The 25,162-nt window shown below is 62.1% G+C and carries 23 protein-coding genes and 1 pseudogene; 13 read left to right on the top strand and 11 right to left on the bottom strand.

Features of this window, described 5'->3' with window-relative positions; all coding sequences use genetic code 11:
* Positions 1–242 precede the first annotated feature (242 nt).
* Positions 243–452: a dodecin gene (locus J2Z31_RS02405; protein ID WP_209600279.1), complete on the top strand. Its 210-nt coding sequence runs from the start codon at positions 243–245 to the stop codon at positions 450–452.
* 157 nt (positions 453–609) lie between these two features.
* Here J2Z31_RS02405 and J2Z31_RS02400 read toward each other — a convergent pair whose 3' ends face one another.
* The gene (locus J2Z31_RS02400; protein ID WP_209600278.1) at positions 610–1,011 is read right to left on the bottom strand and encodes a hypothetical protein; all 402 of its coding nucleotides are present in this window, start codon (positions 1,009–1,011) and stop codon (positions 610–612) included.
* A gap of 328 nt (positions 1,012–1,339) precedes the next feature.
* Between J2Z31_RS02400 and treY the strand changes: the two genes are divergently transcribed.
* From treY to J2Z31_RS29915, 4 genes and pseudogenes are all read left to right on the top strand, one after another.
* Positions 1,340–3,949, top strand: a complete 2,610-nt coding sequence (gene treY, locus J2Z31_RS02395) for a malto-oligosyltrehalose synthase (RefSeq protein ID WP_209600277.1) — start codon at positions 1,340–1,342, stop codon at positions 3,947–3,949.
* A 131-nt stretch (positions 3,950–4,080) separates the two neighbouring features.
* A complete protein-coding gene (pcaQ, locus tag J2Z31_RS02390) occupies positions 4,081–5,010 on the top strand; it encodes a pca operon transcription factor PcaQ (protein ID WP_209600276.1) in 930 nt (309 codons plus the stop codon).
* A gap of 178 nt (positions 5,011–5,188) precedes the next feature.
* Positions 5,189–5,893, top strand: coding sequence for a LysM peptidoglycan-binding domain-containing protein (locus J2Z31_RS02385; RefSeq protein WP_209600275.1), 705 nt, complete (start codon positions 5,189–5,191; stop codon positions 5,891–5,893).
* A 773-nt stretch (positions 5,894–6,666) separates the two neighbouring features.
* Positions 6,667–8,128: pseudogene (locus J2Z31_RS29915) on the top strand (DUF2254 domain-containing protein).
* 80 nt (positions 8,129–8,208) lie between these two features.
* Here the strand turns inward: J2Z31_RS29915 and J2Z31_RS02375 are convergent.
* On the bottom strand, positions 8,209–8,475 hold the full coding sequence (locus tag J2Z31_RS02375) for a hypothetical protein (RefSeq protein ID WP_209600274.1): 267 nt from the start codon (positions 8,473–8,475) through the stop codon (positions 8,209–8,211).
* 156 nt (positions 8,476–8,631) lie between these two features.
* Positions 8,632–9,390 (bottom strand): SDR family oxidoreductase, encoded by a 759-nt coding sequence (locus J2Z31_RS02370; protein WP_209600273.1) that lies wholly within the window; start codon positions 9,388–9,390, stop codon positions 8,632–8,634.
* Between the two features lie 355 nt (positions 9,391–9,745).
* Between J2Z31_RS02370 and J2Z31_RS02365 the strand changes: the two genes are divergently transcribed.
* Both J2Z31_RS02365 and J2Z31_RS02360 read left to right on the top strand, forming a co-directional pair.
* Complete coding sequence (locus tag J2Z31_RS02365) at positions 9,746–10,222, top strand: COG4315 family predicted lipoprotein (protein ID WP_209600272.1); 477 nt, start codon at positions 9,746–9,748, stop codon at positions 10,220–10,222.
* A 114-nt stretch (positions 10,223–10,336) separates the two neighbouring features.
* A complete protein-coding gene (locus J2Z31_RS02360) occupies positions 10,337–11,272 on the top strand; it encodes a YihY/virulence factor BrkB family protein (protein ID WP_328243160.1) in 936 nt (311 codons plus the stop codon).
* Between the two features lie 489 nt (positions 11,273–11,761).
* Here J2Z31_RS02360 and J2Z31_RS02355 read toward each other — a convergent pair whose 3' ends face one another.
* The 6 genes from J2Z31_RS02355 to J2Z31_RS02330 all read right to left on the bottom strand — a co-directional run bounded on the left by J2Z31_RS02355 (position 11,762) and on the right by J2Z31_RS02330 (position 15,937).
* Positions 11,762–12,175, bottom strand: a complete 414-nt coding sequence (locus tag J2Z31_RS02355) for a hypothetical protein (protein WP_209600270.1) — start codon at positions 12,173–12,175, stop codon at positions 11,762–11,764.
* Between the two features lie 63 nt (positions 12,176–12,238).
* Positions 12,239–12,790, bottom strand: a complete 552-nt coding sequence (petA, locus tag J2Z31_RS02350; RefSeq protein WP_209601040.1) for a ubiquinol-cytochrome c reductase iron-sulfur subunit — start codon at positions 12,788–12,790, stop codon at positions 12,239–12,241.
* A gap of 338 nt (positions 12,791–13,128) precedes the next feature.
* A complete protein-coding gene (locus tag J2Z31_RS02345; protein WP_234939224.1) occupies positions 13,129–13,545 on the bottom strand; it encodes a hypothetical protein in 417 nt (138 codons plus the stop codon).
* A gap of 394 nt (positions 13,546–13,939) precedes the next feature.
* Positions 13,940–14,161, bottom strand: a complete 222-nt coding sequence (locus J2Z31_RS02340) for a hypothetical protein (RefSeq protein WP_209600269.1) — start codon at positions 14,159–14,161, stop codon at positions 13,940–13,942.
* Positions 14,162–14,526: 365 nt separating this feature from the next.
* Entirely contained in the window at positions 14,527–15,330 is an 804-nt protein-coding gene (locus tag J2Z31_RS02335; RefSeq protein ID WP_209600268.1) for an ion transporter, read from the bottom strand.
* Positions 15,331–15,487: 157 nt separating this feature from the next.
* A complete protein-coding gene (locus J2Z31_RS02330; RefSeq protein WP_209600267.1) occupies positions 15,488–15,937 on the bottom strand; it encodes an MgtC/SapB family protein in 450 nt (149 codons plus the stop codon).
* 490 nt (positions 15,938–16,427) lie between these two features.
* Here J2Z31_RS02330 and J2Z31_RS02325 point away from each other — a divergent pair, with 490 nt between their 5' ends.
* The 6 genes from J2Z31_RS02325 to J2Z31_RS02300 all read left to right on the top strand — a co-directional run bounded on the left by J2Z31_RS02325 (position 16,428) and on the right by J2Z31_RS02300 (position 23,202).
* Positions 16,428–17,948, top strand: a complete 1,521-nt coding sequence (locus J2Z31_RS02325; protein ID WP_209600266.1) for an ABC transporter substrate-binding protein — start codon at positions 16,428–16,430, stop codon at positions 17,946–17,948.
* 12 nt (positions 17,949–17,960) lie between these two features.
* Positions 17,961–18,899, top strand: coding sequence for an ABC transporter permease (locus tag J2Z31_RS02320; protein WP_209600265.1), 939 nt, complete (start codon positions 17,961–17,963; stop codon positions 18,897–18,899).
* Positions 18,896–19,720 carry an ABC transporter permease gene (locus J2Z31_RS02315; RefSeq protein ID WP_209600264.1) on the top strand — a complete coding sequence of 275 codons (825 nt, stop codon included), beginning with the start codon at positions 18,896–18,898 and terminating at the stop codon, positions 19,718–19,720. The genes J2Z31_RS02320 and J2Z31_RS02315 overlap by 4 nt, the downstream gene beginning before the upstream one ends.
* The gene (locus J2Z31_RS02310) at positions 19,717–21,126 is read left to right on the top strand and encodes an ABC transporter ATP-binding protein (protein WP_209600263.1); all 1,410 of its coding nucleotides are present in this window, start codon (positions 19,717–19,719) and stop codon (positions 21,124–21,126) included. Before J2Z31_RS02315 ends, J2Z31_RS02310 begins: the two co-directional genes overlap by 4 nt.
* Before the next feature lie 92 nt (positions 21,127–21,218).
* The gene (locus tag J2Z31_RS02305) at positions 21,219–21,668 is read left to right on the top strand and encodes a DUF2231 domain-containing protein (RefSeq protein ID WP_209600262.1); all 450 of its coding nucleotides are present in this window, start codon (positions 21,219–21,221) and stop codon (positions 21,666–21,668) included.
* A complete protein-coding gene (locus J2Z31_RS02300; RefSeq protein ID WP_209600261.1) occupies positions 21,661–23,202 on the top strand; it encodes a PQQ-dependent sugar dehydrogenase in 1,542 nt (513 codons plus the stop codon). Before J2Z31_RS02305 ends, J2Z31_RS02300 begins: the two co-directional genes overlap by 8 nt.
* Before the next feature lie 12 nt (positions 23,203–23,214).
* Here the strand turns inward: J2Z31_RS02300 and J2Z31_RS02295 are convergent, their stop codons facing one another.
* Together J2Z31_RS02295 and J2Z31_RS02290 are read right to left on the bottom strand one after the other, a co-directional pair.
* The gene (locus tag J2Z31_RS02295; RefSeq protein WP_209600260.1) at positions 23,215–24,768 is read right to left on the bottom strand and encodes an adenylate/guanylate cyclase domain-containing protein; all 1,554 of its coding nucleotides are present in this window, start codon (positions 24,766–24,768) and stop codon (positions 23,215–23,217) included.
* Positions 24,769–24,782: 14 nt separating this feature from the next.
* Positions 24,783–25,154: a response regulator gene (locus tag J2Z31_RS02290; protein ID WP_209600259.1), complete on the bottom strand. Its 372-nt coding sequence runs from the start codon at positions 25,152–25,154 to the stop codon at positions 24,783–24,785.
* Between the last annotated feature and the right edge of the window lie 8 nt (positions 25,155–25,162).

Raw genomic sequence — 25,162 nt, 5'->3', positions numbered from 1 at the left:
TGTCCCGGTGCATTGGACACCGATCGCTATAGCTCGCGCCGGCGCTCGAGTGAATGGCATTTCCGTCGGAAGAGATCGTTTTGCAGATCCGACATCGTCGTTTTCGCGCTCTTTTTCTGGCGCTTCAATCCTGACGGGCGCATGATCGAGGGGCGGCGAAGACATGTGCTCGCCGGAAATGCGATGCTCCGCCTCGCGCGGAAGAGCCGAGAAACGAAAACGGAAAGCCGAAGGAGGAAACCGTGAGCGGACACGTCTACAAGAAGGTGGAACTGATCGGCAGTTCGCCGAACTCGATTACCGACGCCATCGAAACGGCGATTTCCCGAGCCTCACAGACGATGCGCAATCTCGACTGGTTTGAAGTAGACCAGGTGCGGGGACAGATCGTCAACGGTAAGGTCGCGCACTATCAGGTGGTCATGAAGGTGGGATTCAGGATAGAGGATTAGAGGGATTCAGTCAGCTCAGCTGACAAAAATACAACCTCGCGGGACGAGAACGCCGCCGGCGACCACGTCCCGCTTGAAGCTGCCGATATGCAAGATCGCCGAAGGCCGGCCACACCTCGCCCCGCTCCGATTGGAGGGACCGAATGTGCGCGCCTCGTCAGCGCCAGCCGCTCGACCAGTATCGATCCTTGAGATCGCTCAGGCGGTCTTCGATATCGGCGACCAAGTCCTCGAAGCGCGATGACCGGCGGGAAGACCAGTAGGGACGGCCGGTGCTCGCAAGGATGAGGCTGACGACGCCGAGAAGCACGAGCGCGGTCCAAGCAGGGTGCTCCCTTGCCATTTCACCGGCCCGCCGGCTCGTGTCAACCACCGTGTTCGTGACTGCCCTGCCGGAGGAGATGCCCATCTCGGTCAAAGTATCCTTTAGTGTGTTGACCTGTTCGCGCAACCAGCGGACCTGCTCTTCGACGCTCTCTTCTTTCTGAGCGCCGACCGAACCCGTTTTCGTGTCGACGACTCCACGCGGTACGGCGGAACCGATCGGTTTCTGTGCCATATCTGATCCTCCATCTTGTGCGGATTTGTTTTGCAGTCCGGGAGGGAAACGGCTGCTTGCCACTCCCGGTTCCCGTGCTGCGTAAAACAGGCAATGGAAGGATGGTCAAAGCGGGTTCTCGGGCGCTTCCGCTTGCGAAATGCTGTTCCAGAGCGGCGTTTCAAGTTCTGGAACAATAGGCGGTTCATGGTTGTTCAGCCGGATAAGCGCGGGATGAGAAACGTGTTCACGGGTTCCGCCCGCATGCCGCGCCAACATCTTAGAATCGACCTCACAGGATTCTGCCCGACCCGACCTAAAATCATCGTGATCTGAGATCCAGACCGCCATGCACCTGCCCAATGCAACCTATCGGCTGCAATTTCGCAACGGAATGGACTTCGCGAGAGCCGCGGAGCTGATCCCGTATCTCGCACGACTCGGCATATCCCACCTCTATGCCTCACCCATTTTCACTGCGGTGCGCGGCTCAACCCATGGCTATGACATCGCCAACTTCAATGAGATCGATCCCGCATTGGGAGGCGAAACGGGATTTCGCGAGCTTGTGCGGGCGCTGAAGGCCCATGGGCTTGGGATCATACTGGACATCGTACCGAACCATATGGCCGCGCATATAGAGAATGACTGGTGGCACAATGTCATCGAATGGGGCCGCGCCAGCCACCGCGCAGCCTGCTTCGACATCGATTGGCAGCAGCCGCTGACGCTGCCGTTCCTCGGCCAGTCATTCGAGGCGGAACTGGCGGCCGGCGCCTTGCGCCTCGCCTTCGACCGGAACCGACACTGCCTGGCATTCGATTATCGCGGTACGCCCTATCCGCTCCATCCAAAAACTTATGTGGAGGCACTCGATGAGGGGAATCCGGCATTCGACGGGATCGCTGCCATCGCCAGGGCGGCCGAGCCGGTAGAGGCCGCACGGTTTCATGCGGAGCTGGCAGCGGTCGCGACCATACCCTCGATCGCCGCGGCGCTCGACAGGCACCTCGCCCGCGTTCCCGCCGAGAAGGTAATTCGGCTGCACGAGCTGCAGGCGTGGAGGCTCACCGACTGGAGAACGGCGCGGGACCATCTCAGCTACCGACGGTTTTTCGAGATTACCGGGCTCGTCGGTGTCCGCGTCGAAGACCCGGCCGTCTTCGCCGATACGCATCGGCTTGCGCTTGAGCTGATCGGCCAAGGCCTGGTCGACGGACTGAGGGTCGACCACATTGATGGGCTTGCCGATCCGGAGCTCTATCTTCATCGGCTGCGGCAGGAGGTCGGCAGCGGGGCCTACGTGATCGTTGAAAAGATTCTCGAGGCGGCGGAACCATTGCCGGGGCAATGGCCGGTCGAAGGCACCACGGGCTATGAGTTCATCTCGGCTCTGGCAGAGCTTCTGACCGATGAGTCGTCTCCTTCGGACCTATGGAACGAGAAGCGCCGAGCCCGAGTGGAAGAGGAGGTCAGGGAATGCAAGCTGATGCTGCTCCGCCACAATTTCAATGCGGAAGTGACCCGGCTTGCAAGGCTCCTCGGCGATGGCGGGCGGGCGGGCGGCGAGCGCATCGCCGAAGCCATCCGGCAGTTGATCGCCGCGCTTTCCGTCTACCGGACCTATGTCAGCGACCGCGGCGTCCACGCGCGCGACCAGCAGATCATCGATGGGATCACGGCGAAGGCAGCGGCTGCCGCGCCGGCTGTCGCCGTCGAGATCGCGCTCGTCGCTGCTGCGCTGACGGCGAAGCACGGTCTGGCGGAAGGCGAAAGGTCATCGGAATTCCGGCGGCGTTTTCAGCAGGTGAGCGGCGCCGTCATGGCCAAGGCGGTAGAGGACACGTTTTTCTACCGGCGGGGCGACTTCCTCGCCGCAAACGAGGTCGGGGCCGATCCCTGCTGGCCACCGGGGGGAGTGGAGCGCTTTCATACGATGATGCGGACGCGCTCGAGCGACGCTCCGCACGGCCTGTCGGCGACCTCAACCCATGACACCAAGCGCGGCGAGGACGCCCGCGCTCGCCTTTACGTCATCAGCGAAGCGTCGGAGACCTGGAGAGGCGCGGTGGCGCGCTGGCACGACATGAACAAGGCGAGCATCCGTCCGTTGCCGACCGGCGATGCGCCGGAAATCGCTATCGAGCAATTCCTCTATCAGAGCCTCCTCGGCATCTGGCCCGTCGGCAAATTGCGCGAGGAGGGGGAGCTGTCGTCCCTCAGCGAGCGGATGAAGGCCTTTGCCGTCAAGGCGGTCAGAGAGGCGAAGCTGCGGAGCAATTGGGACTGTCCGGACGGGCCCTACGAGGCTGCGGTCAGCGGATTTTTGCACGAACTCCTCGATTGGCGCAACCGCGCGTTCATCGAGGACTTCGACAGGACGGTGCGGCCCTTCATCGTGGCCGGCCTGATCAACAGCCTCTCCCAGACATTGGTGAAGCTGACCGCGCCGGGAATTCCGGACATCTACCAGGGCAGCGAACGCCTCGATCTATCGCTGGTCGATCCCGACAACCGCCGCGGCTTCTCGCCCGTCCCAACGCTTGGAAAACTGCCGCGCCGCCTGACGGCCAGCGAGTTCGAAGACTTGAAGCAGTGGATGATTGGCAAGTGCCTCTCCTATCGCGGCCGAGAGGGCCGGAACCTGCTGGGAACAGGCGAATATCGTGCGCTCATCGTAGAGGGGCCCGCCGCGCGCCATGCCGCTGCCTTCACGCGTTGCTCCCCGGGCGATCTCCTGCTCACGGTCGTTCCGAGGCTCGTCTTCGGCCAGACGGAGGCAAGCCGCCTCTCCGTTCGGCCCGAGTTATGGCAGGAGACCGCGCTCGCGTGGCCGGTTGGTTGCGAGCGCGTGCGGCTCAGGAACCTTTTCACGGGTGCGAAACTGGAGCCGCGGGATGTCCTGCCGCTTGTCGAGATATTCGACGGCTTCCCCGTCGCCTGCTTCGTTCGGGCGTGACGGGCCGATATCAGCGCTGCGCGTCTTGTCAGACGCCACGGGGTGATCGCGCCTTCTTTCCGGCGACTATTTTAAACGGTTAGGCAAAGTGCTATTTCTGAGCGCTCGGTTAACTAGCGAGTTATGGGTCCATGATTGACGCTCGCATCAAGTTTCGCCATCTGCAGACATTCCTCGAAGTCGCCCGCCAAAAGAGCGTGGTAAAGGCAGCCGAGTTTCTGAATGTCACTCAGCCTGCCGTTACCAAGACGATCCGCGAGCTCGAGGGGGTGCTCGGCGTTGCCGTGTTCGAGCGCGAGGGGCGCGGCATCAAGATCACCCGCTATGGCGAAGTCTTCCTGCGCCACGCCGGTGCGGCGTTGACGGCGCTGAGGCAAGGCATCGATTCCGTCTCACATGAGCGCTCCGGCGACGCGCCGCCGATCCGCATCGGCGCACTGCCCACGGTGTCGACACGCATCATGCCGCGCGCGATGACACTCTTCCTCGACGAGAACACCGGGGTTCGCACCAAGATCGTCACCGGCGAGAATGCGGTATTGCTCGAGCAATTGCGCATCGGCGACCTGGACCTCGTGGTTGGCAGGCTTGCGGCGCCTGACAAGATGACCGGCTTTTCCTTCGAGCATCTCTATTCCGAGCAGGTGATCTTTGCCGTGCGCGCCGGCCATCCGCTCGTCGCCGGCAATCAGTCGATCTTCGCGCATCTCGCCGACTATCCGGTGCTGATGCCCACGCGAGCCTCGATTATCCGGCCCTTCGTCGAGCGCTTTCTCATCGCCAACGGCATCGCCGGGCTGCCCAACCAGATCGAGACGGTATCCGACTCGTTCGGACGCGCCTTCGTGCGCTCGAGCGACGCCATCTGGATCATCTCCAACGGCGTCGTCGCCACCGACATCGAAGACGGCCTGCTCGTCGCCCTGCCGATCGACACCAGCGAGACGAAGGGACCGGTCGGGCTGACCACACGCGCCGATGCGATCCAGTCGCTGCCGCTCTCCATCCTGATGCAGACCATCCGCGAGGCGGCCGAGGCGGTCATCGCGAAAAACTCCTGATGGCCGAATCGCGCTTTCGCTTAGGGTTCGACTGTATGTCGCACTCGGGGTTCACCCGATGAACGGTTGCCGCAGCTTCATGCAATCACGAGGACGTGTTTCCGGAACCAGAGCACACAGGCTCGGTTAGGTACCAGCATACCCTCGAAGAAGCATCACCAACGAAGAGGAGGCACGCATGCGTCAGCTGAATCCGACTGCGGGTTTCGTGGCTGCGGCTCTTTGCGTCCTCGCGTTTCCCGCGGCTGCGCAGCCTTGCGGCAAAACCGAGGCGCTTGCGACAGGCGAAACGCTTGAACAGCTTGCCGGCCGGTGCAGCACGACCGTTGAAGCAATTCTTTCCGCCAATCCCTCGCTGGAGCGTAACGAGATTCGCGCCGGGCTCCAATTGGAGATGCCGGCAGAAGCCGCGGATGACGACTGGCTCGATCGCGCCCGGGATGCCGTCAGGGAGGCAGGTGAGCGGGTGGATGAGGCCGCAAGGGCCGCAGGGAGATCGGTCTCCGATTACCTTTCGGATCAGCCGGACCTCAACCGAGACCTACTGGAATTCGGTGAGCGATTGGGCCTGCCGGGTATTTCGCCGTCCCCGACCAAGGGAGCCGAACTGGTCGTAGCTTCGAAAGGCACCGCTCCAGGAGAAGAAGTGAGCCTCGAGGCGTGGGGCCTGCCGGGCAACGCCGAGGTAACGGTCGGTGTCCGGATCGGCGACGAGCCCGATTTCCGAACCGTTTCTCGCGCAAAGACCGATCAATCGGGAATGCTCAAGGTCACCATTCCCGTTCCTGAAGAGGCAAGGGCAGGACAGGAGATCGCTTTCGTTGTCGAGACGGTGAACCGACGGGTCCGGCTGGTTTCCGATCCTTTCGAGATTGGCTCCTGACGGTGCCCCCGGGGGGCAGGTTGCCGCAGCGGGTTCAATGCGTCGCCTGCGGGCACGCCTGCGGCGCTCCGATTGCGGGCGGAGGCAGGTTCCTTTCCGGACGTATTCGGAGCAGTTGCGCGACTTGATGTTCTTGCCGAACGGCCCTCGGAACCAACCCGACCACCCCGGGGTCTGGCTTAGGAAGCCAAATCTCGACCCCGCTCCCCCCGGAAAAGCGGCGTTTCCTGTTGGAGCCTGTTAGAAGGAGCCAGTCCGATGAGGAGGCATAGGCAATCCACTCGATCTGTCTTGGGCGCATTTCTCACAGTTACGGCTTTGGTCGCAACATCAGCTCTGGCGCAGATTGCCACGAACAGCGTCGACAGCCATCGTTGTCGAGTCGCTCCTGATGTGGACACCCAGCAAAGGGCATTCGCCGAGAAACTTGACGAGTGTAATGGGGTTCTGAAGCCGCCCCGCGTCGGCGACACTGAGATTGTAGAGCCGGCGCCTGATCTCGGGAAAACGCGAGTGATCCGCCCGGGGGAACTGCCTCCCCAGCAAAGTGGGTCCGGTTCCAGGTAGATCACTATAAGACGCGGAGGGCTCCAGGAGGGCGCTCCCTATCCAACCGAACACCGGTAATGCCAAACCTGCGCAGCTCCCAGCCCGGGTGCTGCCGATGCCGGCGGCCCTGTCGGTCGGCCTGCCCCCTTAGCAACTGCACCGCCTGCTTTTGACTGTTATTCGCCGCAGCGCTCCTGGCTATCGCTCTCAGCTCGCTGTCGCAAGTGATCACTGGGTCGGTTCTAGCTGGAACCACCCCCGCCATCTGCGGGTTAGCTTTGTGGGACGACGGGGGCGTGGAGGTCATAGTGAAGGCTCGCCTCAATCAGGCTCTCGCGGCAATCAGCGATAGCTTTTGGGTCCTCCCCGCGATCCTGAGCGCCGGGGGAGCCTTTCTTGCCTTAGCGCTGGTCCGTCTCGACCAGAACGGCACCGTTCCTCTTTGGATGGTGGAAAGCTCCTGGCTTTACAATGGCGGCGCCGAAGGTGCCCGCACGTTATTGGGTGCGGTCGCCTCCACGACAATCGGCATTGCCGGCACCGTCTTTACCATCACCATCGCGGCGCTCTCCCTGGCGGCCCAGCAGATGGGCCCGCGACTGTTGCACAACTTCACGAGAGACCGCGGCAACCAATTTGTCCTGGGGGCATTTCTCGGCACCTTCTCCTATGCCTTGATGGTGCTGCGGACAGTCCGGACCGAGGCCGAGGGTGCTTTTGTCCCGCACCTCGCCCTCACGGTTGGCATCGGCCTCGCATTCGTCTGCGTCGCGACGCTGGTGTATTTCGTCGGCCATATGGCGGGGCGGATAAATGTCGACACGGTGATCGACCTGGTCAGCAAGGATGTCAGGCGTGCGATCGACGGCCTGCCCGCCAATGGGCCGCAGGCTCGACCGCCGCCGGCGGCTTTTTGGCGCGACGCCGTCCCCGTGGTCGATCAACGGCGCGGCTATCTTCAGCAACTCGATGAGGCTAGCCTGGCAAAATGGGCCGCCGATAGTCACACGGCCATCCGTTTGCTTGTCACCCGGTGATCGCGTATTTCCCGGGGCACCGATTGCTCTCATCAAACCGCCGGTCGACGGTGTAGCGGAGGCAATCCGCAGCGCCACCGCGCTCGGCTGGAGTCGCAGTAGTGCTAACGATATCGAATTCGCGATAAGGCAGCTCGTCGAAGTCGCGGTTCGCGCCCTCTCGCCCGGTGTGAACGACCCTCATACGGCGATCAGCGTTGTCGACCGGCTCGGCGCAGCCCTTTGTGATTTGGCGCCACTACGTCTGCCAAGCGGCATCGTTCTTCATGAGGGGAAGCCCTCCCTGGTTATGCCGGCGGTGGACTATGATGCGCTTGTCGACGTCATGTTTCACATGATCAGGCAAAGCGGGTCGGGTAGCACCGCTGTGCTGATCAGGGTTCTCGATGTGCTGACGGCCGTCGTCAGTTGCGAACGCCAGCCAAAGCGCGTCGCGACGCTGCAGCGCCACGCCGATCTCGTGATGGGCGACGCGTGTCGGTCTGTCGCCAATCCAGACGACCTTGGTGATGTCCGCAAGAGATATCGCGGCTTTGTCGCAATGAAGCTTTCGGGGCCTGCGGGCTATCTCGAGGCGATGGCATCCGAGCAGAAGGCTTGCCCCTCTTCCCAGCCACATGACCCCACCGCCATTTCCGGCGAGATTTGAGGCAGGCCCCTTTCGAACACGTGCGGCTGCTTTTCAGGTTTGCCGCGATGCCGCCCAATTTCGGGGTCAGCGCTGCGGCTTCACATCGGGTCGCTCTTCGGCTTGGCTGCAGTGGTGACTTCCCCCATATGCAGCTTACAGCTTTCTGTATCGTTCGCAGCCAGTGCTGCCTTAGCTTTGGTCAGCGCCTCTTTCGCCTCGTTCTGCCGCTGGAGGTCCGTGATCTGGGCGATCTCGGCCTCGAGCGCTTGTAATCCATCCTGATCGCAGACGAGGTCGGCTTGCGCAAGGGCGGGAGACGCGGAGGTCGCAATCATCGCAACCGCAACAAGGATTTTCTTCAACATATTCTCCTCCATCCGTGACTAGGCGCCGAACCGCCGGTCGGCGGTTCTGTTCCCCAGATGACCCCTGTCGAGACGCGCTGATTATCGCTCCTGGCGGATCGACGATGGTCACCCAAATGGCCCTCGTGGCCAATTTGGGCGACCTCTGTGTGGCCGCTACGTGAGCCGAACGGACATGCCGCCATCCACGGTCATCGGGCTTCCCGTCATGAAGCTCGACCGGTCGGAGAGGAGGAAAAGGGCCGCCTGGGCGATTTCCTTCGGGCTTGCCATGCGCTTCATGGGATGCAGGTTCGCGATGAATTCCAACGCGGCGGGATTCCCTTCTCCTCCGCTTGGGGTGACCGTACCACCGGGCAACAGCGCATTGACGCGAATGCCTTCTGCCGCGTGGTCGGATGCCAACGACTGCGCCAAGCCGATCAGGCCGGCCTTGGACGCCGCATAGGCTCCCATACCAGGCATGCCGCCGTTGCTGAAGCCAACGAAGGACGACGTGAAGACGATAGAGCCTTGCCCCTGCTTCTTCATCGCCGGTATCTGGGCTTTCGCTGCAAGGAAGGCGGCCGTAAGGTTGACCGATATGACGTCGTGCCAGTTGCCGATTGTCATATCGGGTACTGGGCCCATCTCTCCCACGATGCCGGCATTATTAAACGCTCCGTCCAGCCCGCCGAACTCCTTCTCGGCGAGGGCGACGAGAGCATCGGCATAGCTCTCGTCCTTAAGATCGCCGGCCAGGTATACGGCGTTGCCGTCGCCGCGGTCGATTGTCTCGGCGAGGGTTTTCAATTCCGCCGACCGACGCGCGCCGAGGACCACATTGGCTCCCTCTGCAGCAAACAGTAAAGCTGCCGCGGCGCCGATACCACTGCTGGCTCCGGTGACAATGATTGATTTGTTTGCTAGTTCCATGACGTGCTTCTCCTGAACATTGCGTCACGGATGTCTAGCTGCGGGGCGAACTCCGCAGCCACCCGTTTCCTGCCGCGAAAAGGCAGCTCTGTTTCCCCACCAATTGAGAATCAGCGTAGTCGCAGCAGCGACCCTCAAAGAGCGGAGCAGCCGAAGGCAACCCCTGGCCATGTCGCTGGGAAGGCGTGGATCCCGGGCGGCAGGTTCGAAAGCTTCGCCTCGACAAGCGCGCCGTTTGGCGTCGACTCGCGATCCATGTGCTGTCGGCGAGCGTGCCGAGAAATCGACGATGATCCGGAACCTTTTGTCCATCCATCAATTGGGCGCGCGGGTGACCGCGCACAGGAGGCTCGACATGAAGAGGAAGATCCTATTTTTGACCGGAACGGGCTTGCTGTTTGTCGCGGCCGCTTCGGTCGGCGCGCAGCAGACTTCCGAGGTCAAGCTGACGGTTGCGAACAGCCCTGAACACGGAGATTACGTCGCCGACGCTGAAGGCCGTGCACTCTACATGTTCGAAGCGGACCAGCGCGGCAAAGGCGAGGAAAAAGCCTCGAGCACATGCTATGATGCATGTGCGGAAGCCTGGCCGCCGTTGATCGCCGAAGGGAAGCCGACAGGAGGCGAGTCGCTTACCCCCGACCTCATCGACATGTCCGAGAGGAGAGGCGGCCAGATGCAGGTCAGCTACGGCGGCTGGCCACTGTATTATTACGTAAAGGATGGAGGCGCCGGCAAGACGACCGGGCACGATGTCGAGGACTTCGGCGGGGAATGGTATCTCGTGGCGCCGAGCGGCGATGTCGTAGGACACCATACGCCTGGCGAATAAGCCGAAACAACCTCCGATATAGGCCACTGACAAGTCGGAAGGCTCCTCTCGGCACGCCGCCTCACCGTACCTCTGCACCCTTCTTCCGGGTGGCCTCGTCCGTAGACCGCGAGCATGGGTGCCCGTCGAGGGATGACCGAAACGAACAGGCAAGCGAGACGTGCGCGCCAAGCGCCGGAACACGGACACGAACCGATCGTCGAGTCGGTGGCTGCCGAGGTCAGGCGTGAAATCTTCAGCGATCACGTGCTCATGGTGGCGTCCGGGCTTGCGTTCCATGCTATGCTCGCGGTGCTGCCAGTGCTCGCGGCGATAGCCGCCGTTTGGCAGCTCGTTTCAGATCCGGCGATCCTCGAAAAGGCGCTTGAGCAGACGAAGGGGCTGCTGCCCTCGACGGTCGTCGAACTGACCGGGAGCTTCGTTACCAGCGTGCCCGAGGGGTTCGGATTGGGTGTCGGGCTTCTGCTCAACCTGGTCTTTGTCCTTTGGACGGCACAGCGCTCCGCCAGTGGATTGATTTCAGCGCTTAACATCGCCTTCGATACGAAGGAAACGCGAGGCAGATGGGGGCGCGCTTTCGCCGGATTGGGTATCGCGTTAGGCGGGGTAGCTTACCTTCTGGTTTCGCTGGGGACGCTCGCGGTGTTCCCATTCCTGGTGGGGCGCATGGACGCTGCCCCCCTGCAGCAACTTGCCTTTCTCCGTTGGCCCCTTCTTGGGCTCACCTTTTTCGCGGGGGTGGGCCTGCTCTTTAGTTTCGGGCCATGCCGCAAGAATCCGAGATGGCATCCGTTCACTTGGGGAGCCTTGGCCGCCACGCTGTCATGGCTGCTGATCTCGTTTGGATTGACGATCTATGTCGAACATGCGGGATCCTTCGGCCGCCTCTACGGATCCATCAGCTCGGTGATCGTCGCACTCCTTTGGTTTTACCTGAGTGCTCTCTCGCTGCTTGCGGGTGCTGAAATCGACGCGGCACTCGAGCAGCGAAAGACGGGTCGGCATCGCAGCCGTTTAAAAGAAGGACTGCGCGAGAAGGAGAAGGCTTAGCAAGGCGCATGGCTTCCCGCAGCAGGCTCATACGCTTATGGACGGCATTTTTGCCGACCGGGCAGTAGAAGTGTGCCCAGCCTGAGGCCCGGCCGCCAAATGTGACCGGTTGAGTGCGGCTGTCTCGGTCGCGCGGATCAAGTTTTCGTGTCCAAGGAACGTGCAGCGCCGCGACTTGTTCGGCTGACCTGAACGGAGCGGCGGGGTGCGCGAGCGGACTCCTCTTGCGGCCCCGCCGGGGAGGCGGTCGGGGACCCTTAGACGTGAGAATGTTGCGATCGTACGCTGGATCGACTCACCGCTCTCTCTATTTAGGACGACCAAGGTAGCCGCCGCCGAAGCGTTTTTGCGGAACGCCCAACAACCCCGCCAAGGCTAAGCGTTGCTGCACTTCAGGAGGACTTTGTCGTGGGGAGCCCGAAAGCGTATGCCGCAATTCTTCAGGGTCGGCAGCTGCGCGATGGCGCAGGATCGGATTCCACGCATGTCTCACCGATCTTGGCGGTCTGAAAGGAAGGGTCGGATGAGAAGTGCGGCAAGTCCTGCCCCGGCGGTGTCCATTATGATGTCCCATATCGTGTCATTCTTCCCCTTAATGACATTCGTGGACGCCAACATGTCGACTCCCCACTCGAAGACTTCCCATATGGCCCCCGCGGCGACTCCGACGGAAAGCATGATCAGAAAGACGCGTAGGCTTCGCCCGTGATACGGCTGTAGCGCGACTAGGAAGTAGAATATGCCCAGCCACAGGGTCAGGGCAAAAATTGTGAAACCGTGCAGTACCCGATCAAACCACCACCATTGCCGGTAAAAACCAAGACTATAGCCGGCGATATTGGCGATCAGCGCCAATGCTACGAACACCCAAGCGATTCTGCGGCCTTCTTTAGTCGTCTGCATTTTAGTCTCCGTCACCGCCAAGTTGACCAGGTTGTGCCACAGGGAGGTTAGGGACTGGCGGATCTATCCAATCCGAACGGTAGAGTCCGAGACGAACTCGTATGGGGGAACAGCCAAGTTCGACGGCGCCGGCCCTCTTCGAACTCTGCCGGCGGTGTCGTAGTGAGACCCGTGACAAGGGCAGAACCAGCCGCCGAATTCGCCAGCCTCCCCGAGCGGCACGCAACCAAGATGGGTACATACGCCGACCATGATGATCAAGTTCTCCCGCCCTTCTGGCGATCGGGCATCGTTGGTGGCCAGCGCATCGCCGGCAATATTCGCGTTGCGGGCCAGAGGGTCCTTAAGCTCCGAAATGTTCACAAGTCGCGCTGCCACGACCTCTTCTTCGGTGCGATTGCGGATGAACACCGGAACGCCTCGCCATTTTACGGTCAACGACATTCCAGGCTCGATTGCGGAAATGTCGACTTCCACCGTCGACAGAGCCAGTGTCCCCGCGTCGGGGCGCATTTGGTCGATGAAGGGCCATGCGGCGGCGGCCAAACCGACTACGGCCCATATGCCGGTCGCGACATAAAGGAAATCCCGCCGTGTCGGCTCGCCTTCGTTCATCGTGTCATGAGTTCGTTCAGCAGTTGGATGTGCGGGGCCAGAACGATGCACCCTGATAACCTCGAGCGGGCGAGGTTGTTCCAACGTTGGCGCAAGTGCAGTCAATTCGAAAACCGCCCGCTAACCACAAATAGAATTCGCGCAACGTGAGTTTGAAGCAGCTGCGGCTCTGACCAGCTGCGAGGGTGGTGAACGCGAATAATCGACCCATTGTTGTCGTTGGTATACGCGGTTAGCCGACACGCCGTACCGTCAATTCTCTACGAGGTGACAAAATGCAGTACGGCGCGCCTAGGCAGGGAGCACGTCCCGCTCCGAATCATGGCCTCATTCAAGCGTCAGGGTGTCGGCGGAACGATGCCGCGATAGTACCTGCCTTCCCCGGGGATGTACCGTGGAAGGCGCTCGTCGCGAGGCTCGCGAGTCGGCTCGATACTGCCCGTCGCCATGGTATCAACACCCGGCGTCTCTAGCTCCGGCGGAAGGGTACCGAAATAGTACCGGCCCTCCCCGGGGATGTACGGCGGAAGGCTCTCGTCGCGCGGCTCGCGAGTCGGCTCGATACTGCCTGTCGCCATGGTATCAACCGGCGTCACCAGGACTGGAGGCAACGACATCGTTGGTTCGAAGTGCCGTTTTGCCTGCGGGGCATGGGGATCAAGGCCCTGATAGTAACCGTTTGCCAAAGCCGGTGCCGCGGCTCCCGCGAGTGCGGAAGACAGGACAAGTGCGGTGATCTTCAGAGAAACGTTCATGGTGCCAACTCCTTTCCTCGTTCAGCATACGGCCTCCTGCGAATGCTGAGTTTTCGCTACAGCGCCGCCCGTCTTGTCAGACGCCAAAGGTCGCCGTAGCACTCTGAATCGTTTGTCTCACTGTTCTTAAATCAACCTAGAGACATGCAGTAGAATAACGCTCTCACTCGGCGGTGGTTCGCGGCAATCGACCGACGCTAGCTCACGATTGCTCATACGACTGTGAAGTGAATAGCGAGACTTTGAATTGACGCATCCCGAAATGAAGCCCTCCTCTCGCCCCTTGCGAGTTTCGCCGTTAAGCTACGAGAGAAAGCCACCGGCACCCAATTTCGGGCGCGGGAGGAGGCGTGCCGGTCTGCGCCCGCGGTCGACGGCGAACAGGCGTAACCCTCTACCGCCAGCCGTGTGTTTGTTCGCCTTCACGCTTCGCCTCCTCCAGATCCTCATCAGATAACAAGCGGGTATCCGGATCGGCGGCGCTGGCGTCAGCGGGAACAAAACGAAGCCCCTCCATGTAGGGCGTCGGCTTTTTCCGGCGATAATCAGCGAACTCTTTGGCGTAGTAGTCGCGGGCCTCATCGACACTCCTGGCGCCCGTGACGATGTCATGCATCAGATTGAGTCCCAGGAAATTCGCTTGCTCGTCATGGCAGCGCGCCGATACTTCCCCCGCCGTGCGTTCAACGATGATGATAGAGCCATCAAACTGGGAGCGTTCAGAAGTGTTCCGGAAGAAAATAGAAAAAGATTAATTGATCAACGCTGATCAGCAGCATGATCTACTCTGCTATTGAAATAATATACCCTTTAATGTCGATAACGGTGACTTCATATTTGCGCTTTGCGAAGACGGGACCTGGGCTTCGTTCCGAACGATTCCCGGCGACTGCAATCATGATCCTCCGTCCATCAGCAGGCCGCGACTTTGAACGCTGCGGCGAAGATGGCGACCGTTGACCAGTGCTGACGTTGTAGGCATCAAGCAATGTCGGTTTCGCCACCATCCCTACGCAACTCCTTTCGGAGGAGCGCGATCTCCCGCCGCAGCTGAGCCAGCTCAATTGAACCGGCGATCTCGCCATCGATCGCTCTCGCCTCTTGACCGACAAAGAACGTGGCAATGCTGGCCGTGATGTAGCCAAAGATAGCAAGCCCGTACATTGAAAGAAGCAGCGCCAGTACTCTTCCCTCCGCAGTTTCCGGCCAGAACCCTGATCCCATCGTCGCGACCAACATCGCCGTCCACCAGAGAGCGTCGCCATAGCTTTCAAAACCTCCTTTCACCTCGCGTGCCGGTTCTAACGCGAGCATGCCCCCAGCTCCCAGGAGAACGATCAAGGCCGTAGCCAACAACACGTAACCCACGCCCCTGCGGTCAAAACTCGTGCGCAGGGCCATCAGCCCGCGGTTGGCTGTTCCCACTATGCGGACCAGTCGCAGACCGCGGGCGAACCGCAGGAACCGGAGCGCGTTAAGGAATCGGAATGCTGGAGCAATAAGTGCAACCATCGTAATCGGATTGCGCCGCAAGAATGCCCATTTGCGCGGTGCAAGGGCAAAACGAAGGAGGAACTCAAGGATAAAGACCACCCAAATGATGGTACCAAGCAGTTCGAAAACGCCGTATGTCGCCCATACAAGCTCTACCAGCACCAATGCCAGCCATAGGAAAGAGAGGACCAGCATCGGTCTTTCGAGTGCGTCCTCCAGTTGATTGAGAACCTGCCACCGCTCCCTCTGCTCGTCGGGTTCCTGCGGGGGCAGTGCGCCTGGTTCCACCATTTTTGCTCTCCTTCAGTCGCATGCCGGGCCAACCGCGACGATCTCCCGGAGCGTGCGTTTGCCCGTCAGTCGTAGAATGCGTGTCAGATCGCGGATGCCGCTGCCCACGAGAACGGACTCATGCGGCTCGCGCAGCCTTCAAGCAGCACGACCTTTTTCAATCTTCGCTCGAATCTTCGTCGCCGCGGATATTGAAATATGCCAAGGTCCACAGCGTCAGGACGTTGACGGCGCTCAGGACAATGGCAATGTTGAGCCGGCTCAAACCAACAGCCACACCGATCGCTCCGGCATTCCAGATGCTGGCTGCTGTAACCAGGCCCTTCACATTGCCTCGCTGCTTGACGATCGCACCTCCGCCTATGAAGCCTATGCCAGTGACGACGCCCTGGAGAACCCGAGCTTGAGCTTCCGCGTTGGCGGGAGAACTCGTGTCGACAACAAGTGCGAAGCCGCAAGCTGCTATCGCGACGATCGGGAGAGTTCTGAAGCCGACGCTGTGGCGGCCGCGGCCACGCTCCCAGCCGATCGGAAAGGCTAGAGCGAAAGCGATAGCTACAGTGATCACGTCATGGAGCAACAGCTCTAGATCAAAGCCCAATCCCACGGTCCCTGCATATGGTTGACGTGCAACGGTGATTTACGACACCGGCGCTCATTGGATTTCGAAGCGCAAGCGTCACCACGGGGAACTGACGCCACCGGCAGTACGTGCCGCGGAGGTCTCGACGCTTGCCCGAGGGTGACATCGCTCAGACCGAGGGAAGCACACCGCCGCTACCGGCGAGGAAATCGCGCGCGATGTGCCCGGCAGCGGCAGTCGATGGTGAAAGTGTCCAGATCCTCGGCACCCCTGTATCTGACCGGCTCCAAACAACGCCGGGCATGCTTTGTTCCTCGTAGAGCGCTGCCGGCGGGCGCTTCCAACCAAGCACTGGATTGAGGAGGGGCCGAAGAACCGGGGGGAATATGTTATTACGTTACCTTTCTGGTTGACGAATGTAATAACGTAACATAAGCAGGAATCGCCTGTCTGCCGGGGTGGATCCGGCGCCTGTCCAGTCACATAGAAATCGAAGCGGATAATGGAGATCTGAATGCGCATGCTACGCGGCTTGTTCATGACTGTTGCACTCGGGTTCCTGGCAGCGGAAGCGCCAGCGAATGCTCAGCCTCTCAAGGTCGCGGGCCCCTGGGAGATCACCGGCGTTGAACCGGCCCAGACCGGCTATGTCTTCAGCCGCCTGCAAGTGGCTGAAACCTTGGTCACGGCCGACCGGCAGGGCAAGCTCGTACCGGCGCTCGCCGAGCGATGGAGCGTCAGCGACGATGGCCTGATATGGCGATTTCTCCTCCGCGATGATGCTCTGTTCCACGACGGCGCGCCGGTCACGGCGGAAACGGCCGCCGCAGGCCTGAAGCGAGCTTTCTCCGGGGCAGGCGTGTTGTCACAGGCGCCGATCACCGAAATCGCCAGTGAAGGCCGCGAGGTGGTGATCAGACTGGCAAAGCCTTTCTCGGCGCTGCCGGCTTATCTCGTCCACTTCAGCACCATTATCCTTTCGCCGTCCTCCTACGACGCCTCCGGCCGGATTTCGCGGATCGTCGGCACCGGTCCTTACCGGGTGAAGAGCCTGACAGCACCGGCAAAAATGGAACTCGAGGAATCTGGCCACTGGTGGGGCGGCAAGCCAGGCATCGGCGAGGTTCACTATCTGGCCGTGGGGCAGGGGGAGACGCGCGCCCTGATGGCCGAAAGCGGTGAAGCCGACCTTGTCTTCTCCATGTTGCCGGTGTCGGTCGAACGGCTGAAGGCAAATCCCGAACTCGACGTGCAGGTTGCCACCATTCCTCGCACGCGCCTGCTGAAGGTCAACGCCGGCTCCGTGTTCTTCGATGACGTCGAGGAACGCCAGGCGTTGAGCTATGCAATCGACCGGGTGGGGATTTCCAAAGTCATCCTTCGCAATCCTGACCTTGCCGCGACCCAACTCTTCCCGCCGGCGCTCAAGGGCTGGCACGCGCCAGATCTTGCCCCGCTCACCCGCGATGTCACGCGAGCCAAGCAATTGCTGGCCGATGCGGGATGGATGCCTGGCAGCGATGGCGTCCTGACGCAGGATGGCAGGCGCTTCAGCGTTACGCTGCTTACCTATGCCAGCTGGCCGGAGCTTCCGCCGATCGCGACCGCGCTTCAGGCGCAGCTGCGGGAAGTCGGCATCGATGCCAAGGTCTCCGTGGGCAATACCTCCGAAATTCCCGCTCGTCATGCCGACGGCACATTGGAACTGGCGCTGATCTCCCGCCTCTATTCGATCGTCCCCGACCCCGTCGGCACGCTGCTGCAGGACTATCGTGCCGGTGGAAGCGACTGGGGTGCGACAGGGTGGGAGAACACTGACGTCCAGGCGGAGACTGCAAGACTCGCCGCCGTCAGTGACGCGAGCAAACGCGCCCCGTCGCAGCGCCGTGCGGTCCAAATCCTGCAGCAGGAGCTGCCGAGCATTCCGGTCACCTGGTCGGAGCTGGCGATCGTCTCCAGCAAACGGATCACCGGCGTTCAGGTCGACCCGCTTGAGGTGAACTACGGACTTTCGGCGATCCGCTGGGCTGAATGAGGGCGGGACGGCATGGGAAACTTTCTTGTCGCTCGTCTGGCACAGGCCGCCATCGTGACCATTGTCGTCGGCGCACTCTCTTTTGTGCTCATCCGGATATTGCCGGGGGACGCCGCCATGCGGATCGCCGCCGGACGCTACGGCCCGGACGCGTCCATCACCGAAGCGGCAGCGAAGGTCAGGCTGGAACTCGGCCTCGATCGACCCGTCGCGGTGCAATTCCTCGAATGGCTCGGCAATCTATTGCGCTTCGATCTCGGTCACTCGCTGGTGACGGCTGCTCCCGTCGTGCATGAGCTGCAGGTCCAGCTCGGGGCCTCCGCTTGGCTGGCGGCGGCAGCGCTCACGCTGTCGATCCTGATCGGGCCGGCGATCGGCGTCCTCTCCGGCCTCAGGCCGGGAGGTGTCGCCGACCGGCTCGGCCTTGCCGGCGCCGCAATCTTTCGCGCCATGCCTCCCTTCGTGCTCGGCCTCCTCCTCATGCTCGTCTTCTCCAAACAACTCAGCTGGCTGCCGCCCGCCGGCTTCGGCTCGCCGCGGGAAATCCTGCTGCCGGCCCTCACGTTGGCGCTGGGGCTCGCCGCCATGTCGAGCCGGGTTGCCCGCAACTCGGTCGCCGCGGTCGTGAAGGCGCCGTATTTCGCCTTCGCCCGGCACAAGGGCCTGCCGGAAGCGGTGGTCGTCAGGCGGCATGGACTTCGCAACGCGGCCATTCCCGTCGTCTCCTATCTCGGCCTCCAGGCAATCTACCTTGTCGAAGGGGTCGTGGTGGTGGAGTCGCTCTTTGCCTATCCGGGGATCGGCCACGCCCTGGTGCATGCGATCATCGAGCGCGACGTTCCGATGGTGCAGGGGACGGCACTCGTCATGGGACTGATGTTCGTAGCCATCGCAGCCCTGGTCGATGCGATTTCACTTTGGCTTGATCCCCGCTTGAGGAGAACCGCATGAGCATGATCGGCGAATTTACCGAAGCGCGAGCGCGCCCCCGGCTCTCCGGCAGCGGCATCTTCGGGCTGGCGCTTTTGTCACTGCTCGGCAGCTTCGCACTTGTCGGACCCGTCGTCATTCCGACGGATCCGGCGGCACAGGATTTCAGTGCCAGCCTCGCACCGATCGGCGGCGACTATCTGCTCGGGGCCGACCACTATGGCCGCAGCCTTCTTGCCCGTCTCGCCCATGGTGCACGGCTCTCCTTCGGCCTCGCTTTCCTCACCATGCTGGCGGCCGCCCTCCCGGGCGTCCTTTTCGGCCTGGTCGCCGCCTGGAAGGGCGGATGGATCGAAAGGCTGATGGAACTGCTGGCGACCGTTGTCCTGGCCTTGCCCGGATTGATGCTCGTGCTCCTGTTGCTCGCCTTTTCGCCCGGTAATTACGGCCCGCTCTTCCTGGGACTTTCGCTGACACTTTGGGTGGAGTTCTATCGCGTGACGCGTGCGACCTCGAAGACTATTCTCGCCCAGCTGCACATCGAAGCGGCGAGGGTCCTGGGTTTCGGGTCGGGATATATCCTCCGCAATCACGTGTTGCCGGTGATCGCGCCGACGATCGCGACACTTGCTGCTTTCGCCATGGCGACGGCGATCATCGCCGTGTCGACGCTCAGCGCCATCAGCGTCGGTTTGCAACCGCCGACGCCCGAGCTCGGCAGCATGATCGTCGAGCTTCTGCCCTACTATGCCGAGGCGCCGCTGCATGTACTCATGCCGGCTATGCTGATCTTTCTTCTCGTCCTCGGCCTGCAACTCGTCGCTGAGGGAGACCGCGGATGAACGTGCGAACTGCGATACAGGAACTGTCGGTCAGCGGGCTTGCCGTCGAGTCCGCCGCCGGCCGCGTTGTTTCCGACATCTCTTTCACCATAGGCAGGGGCAGACCGCTGACGCTGCTTGGCGAGAGCGGATCGGGCAAGTCGCTCGTCGCGCAAGCGATCATGGGAAGTCTGCCGCCCGAGCTCAGGGCCACTGGAAAGGTTCGTCTCGACGGCAATGATCTCCTCGCCGGTTCGCGTGGCGTACAGCGGCGACTCTGGGGACGCGAGATTTCGCTGCTCCCGCAGGAGCCGTGGCTCGCGCTCGACCCGACGATGCGGGTCCAAGGGCAGGTGGCGGAGGTTCATCGCTATGTCAAAGGGCGGGATGCGCGGCGGAGCAGGCAACTGGCGGCAGGCAACCTCGGCGAGGTCGATCTTCCGGGAGCTGGCCGCCTTTATCCGTTCCAGATGTCCGGTGGAATGGCGCAGCGGGTGGCGATCGCCATCGCTCATGCGGCCGGGAGCGACCTGTTGATTGCCGACGAGCCGACGAAAGGGCTCGACGCGGCCCTGCGCGATTCCGTTACTGCACGGCTCCGCCAGGAAGTCGAAAACGGACGCTTGCTGCTGACCATCACCCATGACGTCGCTGTGGCGCGGGCGCTCGGCGGCATGGTGGGCGTGATGCTGAATGGCGAACTGATCGAGTGCGGCCCCGCGGAAAGACAGTTGTCCGCGCCGACGCATGATTACAGCCGCGCGCTGCTCGCCGCCGATCCCGAGAGCTGGAGCCGACAGGCACCAACGACGCCAGGCGGAGTGGTGCTTGCCGGATACGGGCTCGCCAAGGCCTTCGGCGAGGCGTCGCTGTTCGCCGATCTCAACGTCGAGATACGCGCCGGCGAGATCGTAGCCGTCGTTGGACCGAGCGGTTGCGGCAAGACCACCCTCGGCAACATCCTACTGGGACTCGTCAAGTCCGATTCCGGCTCCGTGGAGCGGCGGAACGATTTGCCTGCCCTACGCTACCAGAAGCTCTATCAGGACCCGCCCTCCGTCTTCGCGCCACATCAGCCGATCCGAAAGGGGCTTGCCGACCTGGCTCGGCTGCACGGACGAAGCTGGAACGTGGTGGAGAGGCTGGTTTCGAGGCTGCGCTTGCAATCTTCTCTGCTGGACCGGCTGCCCGGCCAGATCTCCGGCGGTGAGTTGCAGCGCTTCGCGCTGGTACGGGCTCTGTTGCTCGAGCCCGTGTTTCTCTTTGCCGACGAAGCCACCTCCCGGCTCGATCCGGTCAGCCAGAGAGAAGTCGTCGCGTTTCTGCTGGAAATCGTCCGCGAGACTGGCCTTGGCGTCCTTCTCGTCACCCACGACCGCCATCTCGCCGAACGCATATCGAACCGGGTCATCGACTTCGCGCAATAGGCGGGTGCAGTCTGGCGACGCCTGTGCTCGTATCGAGAAAGGAACAAAACGCGGGAAGTGACGTTGGGTTGCCGACAAGACAGGAGGCGCCGATGAGCCTGGAGGAATCTCCGTCGACCGCCACAACCGCTTGGGCCCCGATCCACCTGCTGTTCGTGCCGTTTCCGATCGCCTGCTTCACGCTGGCGCTTCTGACCGACACCGCCTACTGGCAGACCGGCGATATCATGTGGCACCACTTCTCTGCCTGGCTGCTCTTTGCCGGAATGGCATTCGGCGTCGTGGCCGGCCTGACCGGGGTCGTGGCATTGCTGCTTCGAACGGAGCGACGCGGCCATAGGACGTGGCTGCATGCGATCGGTTACGTCGTCATCCTCGTCCTCGCCTTCATCAATAATCTCGTCCATGCCGGAGATGGCTGGACGGCCATAGTGCCGACGGGGCTGGTGCTGTCGGCGGCGACGGTGCTTCTCATGGCCGTCGTCGCCGTGCTTGACGGAACGCTAGCCGTTCGGCGCGTCGGAGTGAGCTATCATGCATAGGCCGGCCTTCCTACGCGCGCCTGCGCTGGCCGCGAGCGCTCTGGTAATCACCATGCTTGCCGGCTGCGGCGACGATGCAGATTTCGACGTCTCGCAGCAGATCGGGCCCGATCCGGTCCTGCCCGAGCCCACGTCCGAGCTTCTCCCCGATCTCAAGATCGCCGAGATCGTCGGCTGGCAGGATGGTCAGGCCCCGGCCGTCCCGGAAGACCTGGCAGTCAGCGTTTATGCGAAGGACTTCGCCAACCCGCGCACGGTCCATACCTTGCCGAACGGCGACGTACTCGTCGTGCAGGGGCGGGAACCGCCGGGCAAGCCGATATCGACGCCCAAGGACCTGGTCCGCGGCTGGATCATGTCATGGGCCCGAGGGGGCGGCGGCAATCAGAAGGAGAGCAACCTGATCACGCTGCTGCGCGATACCAATCGCGATGGGCAGGTGGATGAACGGCACGATCTCCTGACCGGGCTCAACTCTCCCTTCGGCGTTGCGTGGTACGATGGGACTCTTTACGTGGCCGCGGCCGACGCGATCCTCGCCTATCCCTATCAGCTCGGCCAGACGGAAATCGCCGGCGATCCTCGCGTGCTGACGCCGCTTCCCGGCGGCCCCATCAATCACCACTGGACCAAGGATCTGGCGCTCAGCCCTGACGGCCGCTACCTCTACGCTTCCGTCGGCTCCAATTCCAATGTCGGCGAACGTGGGCTGGAGGCGGAGAAGGGCCGCGCCGCCATTTGGCAGGTGGACCGCCAAACGGGCGCCGCCCGCATCTTCGCTACGGGCCTGCGCAATCCAAACGGGCTTGTCTTCCATCCCGAGACCGGCGTCCTCTGGGCCGTCATCAACGAGCGCGACGAACTCGGTCCGAACCTCGTGCCGGATTACATGACCTCGGTGCAGGAAGGCGGATTCTACGGCTGGCCCTGGAGCTATTTCGGCAATCACGTGGATGAACGGGTCTATCCGCCGCGGCCGGAAATGGTGGAGAAGGCAATCGTCCCGGATTACGCGCTTTCGAGCCATGTCGCCGCACTAGGATTGGTCTTCACCTACAACTCCGCTTTGCCGGAGGCCTATGCCGGCGGCGCCTTCGTCGGCATGCACGGCAGCTGGAACCGCCAGGCCTTCAACGGTTACAAGGTCGTATACATACCTTTCGAAAACGGCCGCCCGGCGGGTAAGGCACAGGATGTCGTGACCGGCTTCCTCGAGGGGGAGCAAGCCCGCGGCCGGCCGGTGGGCCTCGCAATCGACGGCACCGGTGCGCTGCTCATCGCCGATGACGCAGGAAACGCCGTCTGGCGTGTCGCCGCCGCGGACGGCTCCGTGACACCGAGTCCGATCGGAACGGACGGACAGCGGGCACCCGCGCTTACGAGCGACACCGGCGGCGAGCCGGATACGACCGGGTCGACGCAAGCGCCGCTGCCCGAGGCACCGGCCCCGGAGGCGCAAATCCCCGAGGCGCAGGCCCCCGAGGGCACGGCGCCACCGAGTCCAACTCCCATGGAGACCGCCCCGGTGCAATAGGACGATGCGTGCCTACCGCATGAGATAGGTCTTGACGGTGCCGATACCTCGCAGCTCCAACCCACAACGCGGCTCGAATGTCCAGGAGCCACTCAGGGCGCGCATGGTCGCTTCGGAAAACTGTATGTGATCGGCTACGCCCTGGGACTCGAGCCGGCTCGCAATGTTCACCGTTTCTCCCCACACGTCGTAGACAAAGCGATGCCGGCCGATCAGGCCGGCGACGACCGGTCCCGAATGGATCCCGATTCTTATGCGAAAGCGGTCGCTGTCCGGGGGCATAGCGTCCAACGCGTTCAGCATGGATCGTCCGAGAGCGACGATCCTGTCGGCGTGATCCGCTGCCGGCTCCGGAATTCCGCAGGCGGCCATGTAGGCATCTCCGATGGTCTTGATCTTCTCCACCCGATGCTGCTCGGTCAGGAGATCGAACTTGCTGAACAATCCGTCCAGCCGCCTTACGAGCTCTGACGGCGGCAGCCTCGTCGCGATTGGCGAGAAACCGACGATATCCGCAAACAGGATCGAAACCGCATCGAAGCGGTCCGCGATGATTGCCTCGCCGCCCTGCAACCGCGCGACGATCTGGTCAGGCAGGATTGCATGGATCAGCGCATCGACACGGCGTTTCTCCGTTTCGATCTGCTGCAGATAGCGGTGTTCGCGGTCGAGCCAGCGCTTCTTCTCGAGCGCGGAGTTGATGCGCGCGCGCAAAAGTGTCGCGTTGAATGGCTTCGTAAGATAGTCATCGGCCCCCGCCTCGATGCACCGGGCAACGGCGGCGACCTCGCTCAAGCCGGATATCATGATCACTGGGACATGGCGCCAACGGCTCTCAGACTTCAGCCGCGAGAGAATCTCGATGCCGTTCATGTCCGGCATCAATATGTCGAGCAGAATGAGGTCGAACTCGTCCTTCGCCAATCTCGCAAGGGCGGAGAGGCCGCAATCGGCGGTGAAGACGCGATGACCATCGCGCCGCAGGCGCCGCGACAGCAGGTCACGGTTGCTGGCGACGTCGTCGACGATCAGAATCTTGCCGGCCAGATCGGGGAATGTTTCGTGCCTGGCCTTGAACAGGATCCGTTCGAGTGCTGCCGCGTCTATCGTGGTTTGCTCCGCCGGCTGCAGCGCTTCGATTGCTTCTCCGCGCCAAAGACCGGCAAGGGAGTCGACCTGCTTCAGGAGTTCGGCCGCTGCCGCAAGGATGACGTTGAGATCCTCCTTCAGCGGCGAATCCGCCACCTCTTCGAGAATCATTTCCGAGTAGCCGATGATGGCATTGAGCGGAGTACGCAGATCATGGCGGAGCCTTGCCTCCGCCTCGGGTTCTTTTCCCTCGGGAGAACAGGCCTTGCCGTCGAGCAGCCCGTCGATGAGCCCGTTCAATTGTCGTGCCGCGGCGCCGATCCGCTCCAGGTCTGCGTCGACATGGTTCAGCCCCAGCTCCCGCGCCTGCTCGAACAGCAATTCCTGATATCCCAGTATAGCCCGCGCCGGGCCGGCGAGCCGTTGTGACACGTGGGCGGCGATGACCTGGCGCTGAAATTCGTTGCCGAGACTCATTTTCCGAACGCCGTTCAGTGAGGTGCGGCGAGCAGCTGTTCGATCTTGCGGAGCAGCTGGGGCAGATCGATCGGCTTGCTGTCATAGTCGTCGCAGCCTGCCTCGAGTGCCATCTCCCGGTCGCTTGCCATCGCATGCGCCGTCAGGGCGATGACGGGTATGGCGGATGTGGACGGATTGGCTTTGATTCGTTTGGTCGCTTCCCAGCCGTCCATCACCGGCAAGCTCATGTCCATCAGGATGAGGTCCGGTTTTTCCGCGGCGGCGACTTCGACGCCGGCTCTACCATTCTCCGCGATCAGCACATCGAAGCCGCGACGGGACAGCCGTCGCGAGAGCATGTCCCTGTTCATTTCATTGTCTTCCACCAGAAGGATTCTCGTCATTCCGGGTT

The sequence above is a fragment of the Sinorhizobium kostiense genome, from assembly GCF_017874595.1.
Taxonomy (GTDB): Bacteria; Pseudomonadota; Alphaproteobacteria; order Rhizobiales; family Rhizobiaceae; genus Sinorhizobium; species Sinorhizobium kostiense.
The sequence above is the reverse complement of the archived record's forward strand: the minus strand, read 5'-3'. Positions and strand labels throughout refer to the sequence as shown.